13 protein-coding genes are annotated in these 15948 nt (G+C 38.3%); 11 read left to right on the plus strand and 2 right to left on the minus strand.

Translation table 11 applies throughout. The features are described 5' to 3' along the window. The first annotated feature begins 196 nt into the window (after positions 1-196). Both BQ2683_RS02005 and BQ2683_RS02010 read left to right on the plus strand, forming a co-directional pair. Positions 197-2815 carry a cation-translocating P-type ATPase gene (locus tag BQ2683_RS02005; RefSeq protein WP_069987092.1) on the plus strand — a complete coding sequence of 873 codons (2619 nt, stop codon included), beginning with the start codon at positions 197-199 and terminating at the stop codon, positions 2813-2815. Positions 2816-3033: 218 nt separating this feature from the next. After that, positions 3034-3492, plus strand: coding sequence for an Hsp20/alpha crystallin family protein (locus tag BQ2683_RS02010; protein ID WP_069987093.1), 459 nt, complete (start codon positions 3034-3036; stop codon positions 3490-3492). A 706-nt stretch (positions 3493-4198) separates the two neighbouring features. Here the strand turns inward: BQ2683_RS02010 and BQ2683_RS02015 are convergent. After that, positions 4199-5155: a D-2-hydroxyacid dehydrogenase gene (locus BQ2683_RS02015; protein ID WP_069987094.1), complete on the minus strand. Its 957-nt coding sequence runs from the start codon at positions 5153-5155 to the stop codon at positions 4199-4201. A 12-nt stretch (positions 5156-5167) separates the two neighbouring features. Continuing rightward, positions 5168-6616 carry a glutamate--tRNA ligase gene (gene gltX, locus BQ2683_RS02020; protein ID WP_069987147.1) on the minus strand — a complete coding sequence of 483 codons (1449 nt, stop codon included), beginning with the start codon at positions 6614-6616 and terminating at the stop codon, positions 5168-5170. A 509-nt stretch (positions 6617-7125) separates the two neighbouring features. Between gltX and BQ2683_RS02025 the strand changes: the two genes are divergently transcribed. From BQ2683_RS02025 to BQ2683_RS02065, 9 genes are all read left to right on the plus strand, one after another. Further along, positions 7126-7992 (plus strand): glycosyltransferase family 2 protein, encoded by an 867-nt coding sequence (locus tag BQ2683_RS02025; RefSeq protein WP_069987095.1) that lies wholly within the window; start codon positions 7126-7128, stop codon positions 7990-7992. Further along, positions 7985-8911, plus strand: a complete 927-nt coding sequence (locus BQ2683_RS02030) for a glycosyltransferase family 2 protein (protein ID WP_069987096.1) — start codon at positions 7985-7987, stop codon at positions 8909-8911. Before BQ2683_RS02025 ends, BQ2683_RS02030 begins: the two co-directional genes overlap by 8 nt. Positions 8912-8961: 50 nt before the next feature. Then, positions 8962-9846 carry a glucose-1-phosphate thymidylyltransferase RfbA gene (rfbA, locus tag BQ2683_RS02035; protein WP_069987097.1) on the plus strand — a complete coding sequence of 295 codons (885 nt, stop codon included), beginning with the start codon at positions 8962-8964 and terminating at the stop codon, positions 9844-9846. 12 nt (positions 9847-9858) lie between these two features. Beyond that, on the plus strand, positions 9859-10746 hold the full coding sequence (rfbD, locus tag BQ2683_RS02040) for a dTDP-4-dehydrorhamnose reductase (RefSeq protein WP_069987098.1): 888 nt from the start codon (positions 9859-9861) through the stop codon (positions 10744-10746). Between the two features lie 6 nt (positions 10747-10752). After that, entirely contained in the window at positions 10753-11811 is a 1059-nt protein-coding gene (gene rfbB / locus BQ2683_RS02045) for a dTDP-glucose 4,6-dehydratase (protein ID WP_069987099.1), read from the plus strand. 59 nt (positions 11812-11870) lie between these two features. Continuing rightward, positions 11871-12419 carry a dTDP-4-dehydrorhamnose 3,5-epimerase gene (rfbC, locus tag BQ2683_RS02050; RefSeq protein WP_069987100.1) on the plus strand — a complete coding sequence of 183 codons (549 nt, stop codon included), beginning with the start codon at positions 11871-11873 and terminating at the stop codon, positions 12417-12419. A gap of 18 nt (positions 12420-12437) precedes the next feature. Further along, positions 12438-13256 (plus strand): ABC transporter permease, encoded by an 819-nt coding sequence (locus BQ2683_RS02055; RefSeq protein ID WP_186997050.1) that lies wholly within the window; start codon positions 12438-12440, stop codon positions 13254-13256. Positions 13257-13312: 56 nt separating this feature from the next. Continuing rightward, a complete protein-coding gene (locus BQ2683_RS02060) occupies positions 13313-14008 on the plus strand; it encodes an ABC transporter ATP-binding protein (protein ID WP_069987149.1) in 696 nt (231 codons plus the stop codon). Positions 14009-14110: 102 nt separating this feature from the next. Further along, positions 14111-15925: a glycosyltransferase family 2 protein gene (locus BQ2683_RS02065; protein ID WP_083256327.1), complete on the plus strand. Its 1815-nt coding sequence runs from the start codon at positions 14111-14113 to the stop codon at positions 15923-15925. Positions 15926-15948 lie beyond the last annotated feature (23 nt).

Raw genomic sequence — 15948 nt, forward strand, 5'->3', positions numbered from 1 at the left:
CATTAAAAGGGAGTAGTTGAAATACATCATCAACAACCTCGATTACGCTAGTGTAATCTGGTGGTGTATACCAAACCAGTTGGTAACAAGACTTTTAATGTAATTCCGATGAAAGGGATTACATTAAAAGTCTTTTTTGTTACTTTACAATGGAATAGTGGAATCAAAAAGGAAATACAAAAGGAGTGGATTGCCAATGGCAGCATATTTTAACCAGTCTGCGGAATCCGTATTAAAGGCATTGGATACCCAAATGGAGGGGCTGCAGGATTCCCAAGTAACAGAACGCCGGCAAAAATATGGCGATAATACATTGACAGAGACCAAACGAAAATCGCCAATTGTGGTTTTTTTAGAGCAATTTAAAGATTTATTGGTTGGTATCCTGATTGTAGCCGCAATTATTTCAATGTTTTCAGGAGAAATAGAAAGTACCATTGTTATTTTTGCGGTGATTATCCTGAACGCGATTTTAGGCACTGTACAGCATTTTAAAGCGGAAAAGTCCTTAGCTAGTTTAAAATCTCTTTCTTCTCCTACAGCCAAAGTACTGCGGAATGGTGTGAAAATTGAAATCCCTTCTGCTGAAGTAGTACCAGGGGATATCGTATTTTTAGAAGCTGGCGATATGGTTGTGGCAGATGGCAGGATTTTGGAGAACTATTCCCTACAGGTGAATGAAAGCTCTTTAACGGGAGAATCGGAGAATGTAACCAAAATAGCGGAAAAGATCAACCAAGATAAATTGCCTTTGGGGGACCAGAAGAATATGGTATTTTCTGGGTCGTTTATTACCTATGGCAGAGCAGTTATGGTAGTTACATCTACAGGAATGAATACCGAAATTGGTAAGATTGCTACCTTAATGAACCAGACACAACAAAAAGCAACCCCATTACAAGTGAGTTTGGATGAATTTAGCAAAAAATTAGCTCTTGTAATCATTGCTATCTGTATTGTGGTATTTGGGCTAGGATTATATCGTAGTATGCCTTTCCTGGATGCTTTGATGTTTGCGGTTGCCTTAGCTGTAGCGGCAATTCCAGAGGCTTTGAGCAGTATTGTTACCATTGTATTGGCAATGGGAACACAGAAGATGGTAAAAGAAAACGCCATTATCAAACAATTAAAAGCAGTAGAAAGTTTGGGTTCTGTATCCATTATCTGTTCGGATAAAACAGGGACATTAACCCAAAATAAAATGACCGTACAGCAAATTTATACAGACCATCAATTATTTGATTGCAAAAAGTTAGATCGTTCCAATCCAGTCCATCAACTATTATTGGACACAGCTGTATTGGCAAATGACGCTACTATTATTGATGGAAACCCCATTGGAGACCCCACTGAATTTGCTTTGATTGATTTAGCGCATCATTTTGAAGTAGAGGAAGTCTCTTATAGAGAACAGTACCCTCGATTATCGGAAATTCCATTTGATTCTGATCGGAAACTGATGAGTACTGTCCATATGCTAAATGGAAAACGCATGATGCTCACAAAGGGTGCATTGGACGTGCTAATGGAACGGGTCACCCAAATTTACACGGCAAAGGGTGTCTGTCCAATTACGCCAGAAGATAAACAGAAAATTTTGGATGCCAACCAACACTTATCTGAAAATGGGCTGCGTGTTCTTGCTTTCGCCTGCAAAGAACTGAATACAGAAAATAATATTACATTAGAAGATGAGCAGGGATATACCTTTGTAGGATTAATTTCGATGATAGACCCTCCAAGGGAAGAATCCAAGCAGGCGGTAGCCGATGCCCGCCGTGCTGGCATTAAACCAATTATGATTACTGGCGACCATAAAGTAACTGCTTCCGCTATTGCCAAACAAATCGGCATTATGCAGGAAGGGGATATGGCGTTAACTGGATTGGAATTGGATGCGTTTACCGACCAGCAGTTGGATGAAGTGTTGGAAAAAGTTTCTGTTTACGCAAGAGTATCTCCGGAGCATAAAATCCGTATTGTAGACGCATGGCAAAGAAAAGGCAAAATTGTTTCTATGACTGGAGATGGAGTAAACGATGCACCAGCTCTGAAAAAGGCGGATATCGGAATTGCAATGGGTATTACTGGTACTGAAGTATCCAAAGATGCCGCTTCGATGATTTTAACGGATGATAACTTTGCAACCATTGTAAAAGCGGTTGCCAATGGTAGAAATGTATACCGCAATATTAAAAACGCAATTAAATTCCTGTTAGGTGGCAATATGGCAGGAATTTTAGTGGTACTGTATACTTCTATTGCAGCGTTGCCAGTTCCATTTGTTCCTGTACATTTGTTGTTTATCAACTTGCTGACGGATAGCCTTCCTGCAATTGCAATTGGTATGGAACCAGCCAGTAAGGATGTTTTAAAAGACCCTCCACGTGATCCAAAAGAAGGTATTTTAACAGGGGACTTTTTAATGCGGATCTGTGTAGAAGGTTGTATTATTGGAATTTTCACTTTAATTGCTTTCTACATTGGATTGCAGACTTCCGCTGCTGTTGCAAGTACCATGGCTTTTTGTACTTTATCTTTGGCACGATTGTTCCATGGGTTCAACTGTAGAAGCAAACACTCTATTGGAAAAGTAGGGCTGTTTAGCAATATTTACAGTGTACTTGCTTTTGTAGTGGGTGTGTTGCTATTAAGCGCAGTGATGTATATCCCATTCTTGCATGGTTTATTCTCAGTTGCTCCATTAAGTGGTGCTAATATTGGTTTTATTTATTTGCTGGCATTTTGTCCAACCTTTATTATCCAGCTTTACAAGAGTATCCGGGAAGCTGTTTTCAATAGAAAAAACAGATAATTTGCAGTGAAATAAAAAGTTCACATTTTTATAACACACCATGCGATTTTGAATCCTACAATAATAATTGTAAAAAGAAAGAAAAACAAACATCTACTAACAGAAGGTGATTCCAATGGGAAAAATAATAAACGTTCGTTGACCTGTTAATCCAAACCGAACGCATGTAAATTGAATCGGATTAAATAATTAATACTTTTTAATCGGAGGTAATTTATATGTTTGCCATGAGACCTTATAACAATCGTAGACACAATCTGTCCTCTTATAATCCATTCCGCGAGATGGAAGAGCTAGAAAGAAATTTCTTTGACAGGCCATTTGATTTCTTTGATGACCATATGTTGTCAGAGTTTAAAACAGATATCATAGACCATGGTAATGAATATGTTTTGGAAGCGGATCTTCCAGGATTTAACAAAGATGACATTAGCTTGGATATTGATGGTGATGTATTGACTATTAAAGCGGAACGTCACTCTGAACATGAAGAAAAGGATAAGAAAAATAATTACGTTCGCTGTGAACGTTCTTATGGATCTTATTCCAGACAGTTTGATGTGTCAGAGGTAGATACAGACCATATTAAAGCGAAATATGATAATGGTGTTTTGAAACTAACTCTTCCAAAAAAGAAAGAAGAAGTAAAAACATCAAAGCGATTACAGATTGAATAGTAGGAGCCTGATAGGAAATTTTCCTATCAGGCTTTTTACATGGTATCTTTTAGATATGGAAAAAAGAGTAGTGCAACAATTATAATGGAGAGCTTTATCCAAGCCGAAAAGTGAAAGAATGATTAAATAGCGAATAAAATAGTACTTTTTTTGACTCGTTTACAGGTGGCAGCGTGCAATAATAGAAATCAGCATCTCTTATAGTAGGATTGTGCAAGAGATGCTCTTGACTATCTGATTAAGTGTGAAAAGCTTTTTCAATTTTATTTAAGTTAGATAAGATTTTAGCAAGTTTCCAGAAGGATAGCCTAAATAAACATTTTTATTATTGACCTATTTTGATGGATTGTAATTGAAAAAGAATATTATGTTGAAATTATAACACTACAAAAATCATTTTATCGAAAAGGATACAACAGTTATTTATGGAATAAGAGCATAAAGATTTTATTGTTTCTAGTAATGTTTTTGTGAGTCGTATTTTTTTAAGCGGTTTTTATATTTGGCAGTATTCCTTACAGATTTATATCCATTTAGTAAGGTAGTGCGATGTAATATTTTTGTTGTCCCATTTTCCGTGTTTATAAAACAATCTACGGGATTGGTTTTATAGTGATCCTATTATCATAAAATAAAAAATATCCTTTCTGGTGTATCAGTGCATTGCATTACAATATCATACAGAAAGGATATTTTTATTCAGATATTAATTAATTTGATTTTGTGGACTGCCATTTAAAAAGGCTGTTAGGTTATCCACAGCGATTTGTAATAATCGAGAACGTGTTTCATAACCCGCCCAAGCAATATGAGGAGTAATATGGCAGTTTTTTGCTGTTAGTAATGGATTGGTTGCAAGAATTGGTTCTTGGGAAACCACATCTATTCCAGCACCTGCAATTTTACCGCTATTTAGCGCATCTGCCAAGGCTTGTTCCTCAACAATTGGCCCTCGTGCCGTATTGATTAATAGGGCGGTTGGCTTCATTTTAGAAAGCCGTTCCCTGTTGATGAGATGTTCTGTTTGTTCCGTTAATGGACAGTGGATGCTAACAATATCACTTTGTTGTAACAGATTATCTAAATTGATAAAATGGATTCCCTGTTGTTCTAATTCTGGTTTTGGTGTTCTGGTATATGCCAATACCTTCATCCCAAATGCAGTTGCAATTGCTGCCATTTGCTGTCCAATGCAACCACAACCAATAATTCCTAATGTTTTTCCAAGCAGTTCGAAGGTTGGAAAATAGTAAGAAAAATCTTTGCAGTTTTGCCAATCTCCTTGATGGACGGATTGGCTGTGCTCATCGATTTTATTGTAAAAGGAAAGGATATGGGCAAATGCGTTTTGAGCGACAGCAGCGGTGGAATATTCGGGTACATTACAGATGGTAATCCCTTTTTGGGCTGCGTAGTGGATATCTTCAATGACATTATAGCCTGTTGCGAATACGCCAATGTATGTTAAGTTGGGACAAGCATCCAGTACCTGGTTGGAAATCAGTGATTTGTTGGTAAATGCGATTTCCGCAGTTCCAATTCGTTCTGCTACCAATTCTGGTGGGGTACGGTCATAACAATCCACTTCACCAAACTGTTGGAAAACATCCAGGCTCAAATCGTTAGAAGCAAGGGCAGCGGTATCCAATAAAACTAGTTTCATTATAATGTGTCCTTAAGAGAGTTTTTCAATGCCAATTTGGATTCTACGCAGGGTTTCTTCTTTGCCTAATAGGTCGCAAATTTCAATTCCACCGCCAGGAGTAAACTGTTTTCCAGAAACAGCCACACGTACTGGCCATAAAATATAACCGTTTTTTACACCTAATTTGCCAATCAGTTCAAATAAAGTGTTATGGATGCTGTCCATGTTCCACTCATTTAACCCTTCTAATACTGGCAAAGTTTCTTTTAACGCAACCAAAGCGGTTTCCGCATTGGTTTTCATTTTTTTATGGGTGTACATTGCAATATCATAATCTGGAAGTTTATCGATAAAATCCACTTGTTCTGGAATATCGGTGAATAGTTCACAACGGGGATGAAGCATTTCTGCCAATAGGCGTAAATCAACATCTTCTTTTTTACAGGTTTGACGGATATATGGGGTTGCCATTTCCTCAAATTCATCCAAAGACATCCGACGAATATATTCTGCGTTAATTGCCTTTAATTTTTGAGTGTCAAAAATAGCAGGGGATTTGGAAATACCGGAAACATCAAATTCTTGGATTAATTCTGGCAGGGTAAAGATTTCTTCTTCCCCTTTTGGAGCCCATCCCAACAAAGCAATGTAGTTTACAACTGCTTCGGTTAAATATCCTTTTTTGATTAAGTCCTCAAAAGAGGCGTCGCCGTTCCGTTTGGATAATTTTTCGGTTGCGTTTTTCATAACAGGGGAACAGTGGATATAAACTGGAGGTTCCCATCCAAACGCCTCATATAATAAATTGTATTTTGGAGTAGAAGACAGGTATTCGTTCCCACGGATGACATGGGTAATCCCCATTAGGTGGTCATCTACTACGTTGGCGAAATTGTAAGTTGGCATACCATCCGCTTTGATTAAAATCTGGTCATCTAAAACGGAATTATCCACAGTAATATCGCCGAACACCTCATCATGGAAGGTAGTTGTCCCTTCTGTTGGACATTTCTGGCGGATTACATATGGAATGCCCGCATCCAATTTTTCCTGGATTTCTTCTTTGCTCAAATGTTTGCAATGCCCGTCATATTTTGGGGCGATACCGGAAGCCTGCTGGATTTTACGCAGCTCTTCCAAACGGTCTTTATCACAGAAGCAGTAATAGGCATGTCCGCTTTCTACTAGCTGTTCCGCATACCCTTTAAACATACCCATACGTTCGCTCTGAATATAGGGGCCATAATCCCCTCCAATATCCGGACCTTCATCCCAGATTAATCCAGCTTTGCGCAGGGTATCGTAAATAATATCTACAGCACCTTCTACATAACGTTCACGGTCTGTGTCTTCAATACGCAAAATAAAATCGCCATCGTATTTTTTTGCCAGCAAATATGCGTACAATGCAGTTCTTAGGTTACCTACATGCATATAGCCAGTTGGAGATGGCGCAAAACGGGTTCTCACTTTAGCCATTTTTTTCACCTGTTCTTTCAAAAATTTATGGATTTACAGATAGCAAGCCACCTTATTATAATCAAAGTTTGTAAGTGGCCATAACAATACAATCCTATCATATATATACTACCGTTGAACAAGAAAAAAGTCAAGTGAAAATAGGAGATCGTCCCATTCCTGAAATGTTTGAAATAAAATAAAGTTTTTGGGTATGGTTTCGCTTATTTGGAACAAGATAATTTTAGAAATATTAGTGTGAAAATGGGAATTGAAAAAATAATAGTGTTTTAATATACAAATTGTAGAGAAATGACTGGTAAATATTACAGAAAAATAGAATTGTAAATTGTGCAATTTTATATTTTGACAGATTTTTTAGAAACAGCCGATAATCCGGTAATTCTATTGACATCAAAAATAGAAAACGGTATAATAAGGAATGATAAAATGTAATAGATATGCGCTTTTTATGTTGTTTTTCGGTTAAAAAACGGCAGCAGAAAGCAAACGATATTTGGAGCGATAGAATGGATTTGTCGATTATTTTAATCAATTACAATAAAAAAGAATTGACCGAACAAACGATACAATCTGTTTTTTCCACAGTAAAACATATTGAATACGAAATTATCGTGATAGATAATTCCAGTTGCAAAGAACAGCAATATACAAGGGAACATCCGTTGATTAAAACCTATTTAAATGTACAAAATAAAGGGTTTGGCAATGCCTGTAACTTAGGTGCTAGTTATTCCAATGGGGATTATCTTTTATTTTTAAATAACGATACCATTTTACATGAGGGCACACTGGATACGACTGTAGCGTATTGTAAACAGCACCCAGAGATTGGCGCCTTGGGCGTTCGTACATTGTTGGCGGATGGTACATTGGATCATGGCTGTAAACGAGGATTTCCTACGCCAATGAGTTCTCTCTACTATTTTTCCGGTATGGACAGACGCCATCCGGAATCTAAGAAATATGGCGCTTACCGACAGACCTTTGTGAAAGAGGATACGATTACACAAGTGGATAGTGTTTCTGGCTCCTATTTGTTGATGCCAAAACAGGTATTTGAACAAATAGATGGATTTGATGACGATTATTTTATGTATGGCGAAGATTTGGACCTGTGCTACCGTGTCAAACAGAATGGGTATCAAGTAGTATATTATGGGCAGGCGAGTATGACCCACCTAAAAGGGCAGAGCGGTTTGAATACAAATCCTGCAATTGTAAACCACTTTTACCAGGCGATGGTCCTGTTTTATAACAAGCATTACCGAAAAAAGTATAATTGTTTGACCAATGGGATTGTTTTAACAGGGATCCGCTTGAAAAAAGCATTGGCCTTACGCCAAATGAAAAAGAGGAAGCAAACCGATGGTTGATATTTTGTTGGCTGTTTATAATGGTGCTGCTTATCTTTCCGAACAGTTGGACTCCATTATAAAACAAACATTTACCAATTGGCGTTTGATCATTTTGGACGATTGTTCCACCGACCAAACCCCTGAAATTGTGGAGCGCTATCAGCAGCGTTATCCAAATAAAATTGAATATTACGTAAACGAAACCAATTCAGGAAACGCCAAGTATACGTTTTTTAACCTGCTTGCCCATTCTACAGCGGATTATGTTATGACATGTGACCATGATGATGTATGGTTACCCGCAAAAGTGGAATGGACTATGTATAAAATGAAAGAATTGGAAGGTCGCTATGGGGCGACGACCCCGATTTTAGTGCATACAGATTTAAAAATTGTGGATGAACGTTTGTATGAATATTCTTCTTCCATGTTTGAATCTCAGCAGATGGATTATGAGAGGACACAGCTCCATTATTTACTGGCACAAAATATTGTAACAGGCTGTACTATGATGGTAAATCGTTACCTGTTGGATTTATGTCCGAAATTTCCAGATGATGCGATTATGCACGACTGGTGGCTGGCGTTGGTGGCTTCTGCGTTTGGCAAAATTGGATTTGTAGATCGTGCCACCATTTTATACCGCCAACACAGCGGGAACCAGGTAGGGGCAAAAAATGTAAAGGATATCAAATACCTACTGCACCGTTTCAAAAGCAATGGGGATAACAAGCAAATGGTACAGGATACCTATCAACAGGCTGCTGCTTTTTGGTATTGTTATAGCCATTGCCTTACCCCAAAACAAAAACGGATTGTACAAGCATATGCTACCTTGCCAAAGTATTGGAAAGGGAAGCGGATATTTTTGTTATTCCGTTACCGGCTGTGGAAATATGGAGTGATCCGAAAATTGGGACAGATATTTTATGTATAAAGAACATTCATTGTTATTCAGCTATCAATATTGATGAGGAGGATTTTTTTATGGCTACAAAAGGGATTGTATTGGCAGGAGGAGCTGGAACACGGCTGTATCCTTCCACGATTGCTTGTTCTAAGCAGATTTTAACCGTTTATGACAAACCTATGATTTATTATCCAATTTCTACTTTAATGCTGGCTGGTATCCAGGATATTTTGATTATTTCCACTCCACGTGATACCGAAGTATTTAAAGAATTACTGGGGGATGGAAGCCAATTCGGTGTTCGTTTTTCCTATGTAGTACAAACCGCTCCAAGGGGATTAGCAGAAGCCTTCATTTTAGGAGAAGAATTTATTGGGGATGATAATGTTTGCTTGGTATTAGGGGATAATATCTTCTATGGCTACCGTTTTACAGAGCGCTTACAGGCTGCTGTAAACCGTAAAGATGGCGCTACTATTTTTGGCTACCATGTAAGCAATCCAAAAGCATTTGGTGTTGTAGATTTTGATGAAGACGGAAATGTACTTTCTATTGAGGAAAAACCGGAACATCCAAAATCCAACTATGCGGTTCCAGGATTGTATTTCTATGATAACAAGGTTGTGGAAATCGCGAAAAATGTAAAACCTTCTGCTCGCGGTGAATTGGAAATCACTTCTGTGAACAACGCTTATCTGGAAGCTGGAAAATTAAAAGTAGAATTATTTGGCCGTGGCATGGCTTGGCTGGATACTGGTACCCACCGTGCGATGCTGGCAGCTGCTAACTTTATTGAAGCGGTACAGACCCGCCAGGGATTGTATGTATCCTGTTTAGAAGAAATTGCTTACCGCAATAAATTTATTACCAAAGAACAGCTGTTACAACAAGCTGACCGTATGAAAACCACAGAATATGGCCAGTATTTATATCAAGTAGCAGAAACAGTTGTTGTGAAATAAGAGGAAGCGAATATGAATATTGTCATTACAGGCTGTCATGGACAGTTAGGTACTGAATTACAAAAAGTTTTAAAAACAGGAATATCCGAATTGGGTCCTATTTCAGAAGTATACAAAAATGCGACTGTAGTAGCCGTTGATATTGAAGATTTGGATATTGGAGACTTTGATGCTGTATCCGCCTTTATGGAACAGCATAAACCAGATGTTGTTTTTAACTGTGCGGCAATGACCAATGTAGATGGCTGTGAAACTAACCAAGAAGTTGCGATGAAAGCAAATGCCATTGGTCCAAGGAATCTGGCTGTTATGTGTAAAAAGCTGGATGCAAAACTGGTGCATGTATCAACTGACTATGTGTTTGCCGGAGATGGAAACCGCCCTTATGTGGAATGGGATATTACCAATCCGCAAAGCGTTTATGGTGCTTCCAAAAACCTGGGAGAACAATATGTACGGGAGTTTTGTGATAAATACTTTATTGCTAGAACATCCTGGTTATATGGTTATGTAGGCAAAAACTTTATCAAAACAATGCTGCGCCTTGGAAGAACCAATGGAGCGGTAACTGTAGTAGATGATCAGCGTGGAAACCCAACCAATGCGGCTGACCTGGCCTATCATCTGTTGCAATTAGCTGTTACCAATGAATATGGTGTTTATCATTGTACCTGTAATGGTGAATGCAGTTGGTATGAGTTTGCTTGTAAAATCATGGAAGTATTCCATGTAGACGCAAAAGTAAGCCCTTGCACATCAGAAGAATTCCCAAGTCCAACAAAACGCCCAGCGTATTCCTCTTTGGATAATATGATGTTGCGTTGTACTATTGGTGACCATATGCGTTCTTGGGAAGAAGCCCTGGAAAGTTACGCAAAAAACTATAAGGAAGAAGGATAATAAAACATGAAAACTTATTTAGTAACCGGCGGCGCTGGATTTATCGGCTCTAACTTTGTCATTTATATGCTGAACAAATATGATGATGTCAAAATCATCAATGTAGATAAACTGACCTATGCAGGTAACTTGGAAAACTTAAAAGATGTGGAAAACAATCCACGCCATGTATTTGTACAGGCTGACATCTGTGATGAAGCTGCAATTTCTAAAATTTTTGAGGAAAACGAAATTGACTATGTGGTAAACTTCGCGGCAGAAAGCCACGTAGACCGCAGCATCACAAACCCAGAAATCTTTGTGGAAAGCAATGTTATGGGTACCGTAAACATGCTGAAATGCGCCAAAAAGGCATGGCAGATTGGCGATGACCAATACAAAGAAGGCGTGAAATATTTACAGGTTTCTACCGATGAAGTATACGGCTCTTTGGGCGAAACAGGTTATTTTATGGAAACCACTCCACTGGATCCTCACAGCCCATATTCTTCCAGTAAAGCTTCCGCTGATTTGTTTGTAAAAGCTTATCATGATACTTACAAATTCCCAGTGAATATTACTAGATGTTCCAATAACTACGGCCCATATCAGTTCCCTGAAAAACTGATCCCATTGATGATCAACAATGTATTGCAGCATAAACAACTGCCAGTATATGGAGATGGCATGCAGGTGCGCGACTGGTTGTTTGTAGAAGACCACTGCAAAGCAATTGATATGGTAATCCGCGATGGTAAAATTGGCGAAGTTTACAATGTAGGCGGCCACAACGAACGTCCTAATATTGTCATTGTAAAAACCATTATCGATTATATTCAGAAAAATATTGACAGCGAAGTTGGCGAGCACCTCATCAAGTATGTAGAGGACAGAAAAGGCCACGACAGACGTTATGGAATCGCTCCAGATAAAATTAAAGAGGATTTGGGTTGGTATCCAGAAACCACCTTTGAAGTTGGTATCGTAAAAACAATCCAATGGTACTTGGACAACAAAGAATGGATGGATAATGTAACCAGTGGTCAATACCAACAGTACTACGAAAAAATGTACGCAAATAAATAATGACCAAAGGGGCAGTTAATCATCACTGCCCCTATATGGATTTATGAGGAGAATACAAAATGGGTAAATTTAAATTTATTGAAACCGGAATTGATGACTTATTTATTATTGAATCCCAACGTTTTGGGGATGCCCGCGGCTATTTTATGGAAACCTACAACGAAAAAGACTTCCATGACGCTGGCTTAACCATGCGTTTTGTACAGGCAAATGAATCCCGTTCCTGTAAGGGCGTATTGCGTGGGATGCACTTCCAAAAGAACTTCCCACAGGGAAAATTGGTTCGCTGCACAAAAGGGGAAGTTTATGATGTTGCAGTTGACTTAAGAAAAGATTCCAAAACTTATGGAAAATGGTATGGTGTAAACCTTTCCGAGGAAAACAAACGCCAATTTTATGTTCCAGAAGGTTTTGCCCATGGGTTTTATGTATTGAGCGATGTGGCTGAATTTGTATACCAAGTAACAAATTTATATCATCCGGAAGATGAAGGCGCTCTGTTCTGGAATGACCCAGAAGTAGGAATTAAATGGCCTTTGATTGATGGGGTAGAAGTATTACTGAGTGAAAAAGATAAGAAAAACCCATTGTTAAAAGACATCCAGTAGTTGGAAAGGAGTATCGGTTTGAGAGGATACTTAGCTGATTTTAAACGTTATACCCCATTGCTGATGGATTTAACAGGCCGTGATATCAAGGTGAAATACCGCCGTTCCGTTCTAGGGCTGGCGTGGAGTATTTTAAATCCATTGTTAACCATGATTGTATTGACACAGGTATTCGGCTATTTGTTAAAAATTCAAGTGCCGGATTTCCCTGTATTTTATATTGTAGGGTCATCTTTGTTCAACTTTTTTTCAGAAGCGACCAGTGCTTCTATGTCTTCCATTATAGGAGCATCTTCTCTGATCAAAAAAGTATATATTCCAAAGTATATTTTCCCGCTGGAAAAATGTCTATTTAGTTTGGTAAACCTATTATTCTCCTTGATTGCGGTTGTCATTGTTATGTTCTTCCAGGGTATGGTGCCAACCTGGCGGGTAATCTTATTCTTTGTTCCAATTTTATATACCTTGGTGTTCGCAATTGGAATGAGCTTTATTTTAAGTGCTTTAACCGTATTTTTCCGGGATATTCTCCACCTGTATGGGGTTATTATTACCTTGTGGACCTATTTGACACCAATCATTTATCCAGTTTCGTTGTTAAAAAGCGCAAGTGAAGTGGGCGGCATTGCCGGGAATACACTGTGGACTGTTGTAAACTTAAACCCAATGTACCACTACGTCGAATACTTCCGTGCGGTCGTTATGAATAACGCGGATTATGGGTTTATTCCTGGATTACGTGAGAATTTAATTTGTGCAGGCAGCGCATTGTTTGTATTGGTTGTTGGCGCGTTAGTATTCAAAAAAGCGCAGGATCGTTTTATCCTGCATATTTAACCGAAAAGGAGCTGGCAGTTTTGTCAAATAACGCAGTAGAAATTCGAGATGTAGAAATGCATTTTAACATGAGCAGCGAACGGTTGGAAAGCTTAAAAGAATACTTTATCAAATTAGTAAAACGTGAGCTGCATTTTAAAGATTTTATTGCATTAAATGGTGTAACAGTAGATATCCCAAAAGGGGATGTGTTTGGAATTGTGGGTTTAAATGGTTCCGGTAAAAGTACCTTGTTAAAGATTATTTCTGGTATTTTAAAACCAACAAAAGGGTCTGTATCCATCCATGGCAGTATTGCACCATTGATTGAGTTAGGCGCTGGTTTTGATATGGAATTAACCGCGCGGGAAAATATATTCTTAAACGGTTCTGTATTAGGGTATTCCAAAAAATTTATGAAAGAACATTTCGACGAAATTGTTGATTTCTCTGAAATGCATGATTTTTTGGATGCTCCTATGAAAAACTATTCTTCCGGTATGGTGGCAAGGGTGGCATTTGCCATTGCTACTATGACAAAACCAGATATTTTAATTGTGGACGAGATTTTGGCAGTAGGGGATTTCCATTTCCAAGAAAAATGTGAAAAACGTATTGCTGAAATGATGAGCGGTGGTACAACAGTTATTATTGTTTCCCACTCATTAGACCAGATTGAACGTCTTTGTAAACATGTTATGTGGCTGGATCATGGTAATGTAAAGATGATCGGCGACGTAGATGAAGTGTGCGAAGCCTATAAAAATTGTTAAAATAAAAATAGGTTCGGTGTTTTTTCCGAGCCTGTTTTACCAAACTGAGATCATAGGAGGATTGGGACAGGTATTTTTGGAAAATAACCTGTATGGTGTATTATGAGTTTAAAGAGTTTTTTAAAAAATAATAGGCATACCAAACTATTGTATACAGGTTTGGCGAGCTGGAAAAATGATGGCATCCGGATGACATTAGCACGTATGAGAATGCGGAAACACAGAATTTTAAATGAAAAAGAATATATGAAAAACTATCTTCCTTCCAAAGAACAATTGGAGAAAGAACGCAGGACAGTATTTGACAAAGATATTACATTTAGTATTATTGTGCCATTATATAATACTCCTGTTGGATTTTTAAGGGAAATGATTCAGTCAGTGCAGGCTCAAACCTATTCCAAATGGGAACTTTGTTTAGCGGATGGCAGTGATGACCAACACCCAGAAGTACGCCAGGTTTGTGAGCGGTTTGCTGCTAATGATTCCAGGATTCGCTATCAGAAATTAGAGAAAAACTATGGAATTCCTGGTAATACCAATGCTTGTTTGAAAATGGCAACTGGTAATTTTATTACCTTATTTGACCATGATGATATGTTGCATCCTTCTGCTTTATTTGAAAATATGAAGGCAATTACAGAACAAGGCGCGGATTTTATTTATACCGATGAAATGGTATTTGAAGGTAGTATTGCCAATACCGTTTTAATTCACTTTAAACCTGACTTTTCCATTGATACCTTGCGTGGACATAACTATATTTGCCACTTAACTTCCTTTAGCAAAGAGTTGCAGGAAAAAGTAGGGTACTTCTCTGAAGATTATAATGGGAGCCAGGACTATGATATGATCTTGCGTTTGACAGAACAGGCTCAGAAAATTGTGCATATTCCAAAAGTAATGTATTTTTGGAGAAGGCATTCTGGCTCTGTGGCAAGCGATGTCAGTGTAAAACCTTACTGTATGGTTTCCGCGAAAAAAGCGTTGGCAGATCACCTGGAACGTGAGGGGCTGAAAGGGGAAGTAGTGGATTCCAGTATCCTCTCTACCTATAAAATTAATTATGAAATTGAAGGGACACCTTTGATTTCCATTATTATTGCGAATAAAGACCATATTGATGATTTGGATAAATGTCTGAAATCTATTTTTGAGAAAACAACTTATCCAAACTATGAAATTATCATTGTGGAAAACAATAGCGAAGTAAAAGAAACCTTCAGCTATTACGAACGAATGGAACGGGAGCATGACTGTGTACATGTTGTAAAATGGGATGGTATTTTTAACTACTCTGCCATTAACAATTTTGGTGTAAAACACAGTAAAGGTGATTACATATTGTTACTGAACAATGATATGGAAGTCATCACAGAAAATTGGCTGGAAGAAATGTTGATGTTTGTCCAGAGAAAAGATGTTGGAATTGCTGGAGCAAAACTATATTATCCTGACAATACCATCCAACACGCTGGAATTATTATCGGTATTGGTGGCAGCGCAGGTCATGCCCATAAAGGGTTCCCTCGCAGTGATGGCGGTTATATCCATCGTTTGACCATTGCTCAGGATTTAAGTGGGGTTACAGGTGCTTGCCTAATGACCAAACGTTCCGTTTGGGATGAAGTTGGTGGATTGGATGAAGAAAACTTTGTGGTTGCTTTTAACGATGTTGATTTCTGCTTACGTGTCCGCGAAGCAGGATATTTAGTGGTATTTACCCCTTATGCAGAACTTTACCACTATGAATCCAAGAGCCGTGGATATGAGGATACTCCAGAAAAACAAAAACGTTTTGATAGGGAAAGAACTCGCCTACGGAAACGCTGGGCGAAAATCCTGGAAGAAGGGGACCCTTACTATAACCCTAACTTTACCTTGGACCGGGAAGATTTTTCTTTGAGAGACCGTTAAGTATTAGAAAGAAGGCGTATTCC

Source organism: Massilioclostridium coli (genome assembly GCF_900095865.1).
Classification (GTDB): Bacteria; Bacillota; Clostridia; order Oscillospirales; family Ruminococcaceae; genus Massilioclostridium; species Massilioclostridium facile.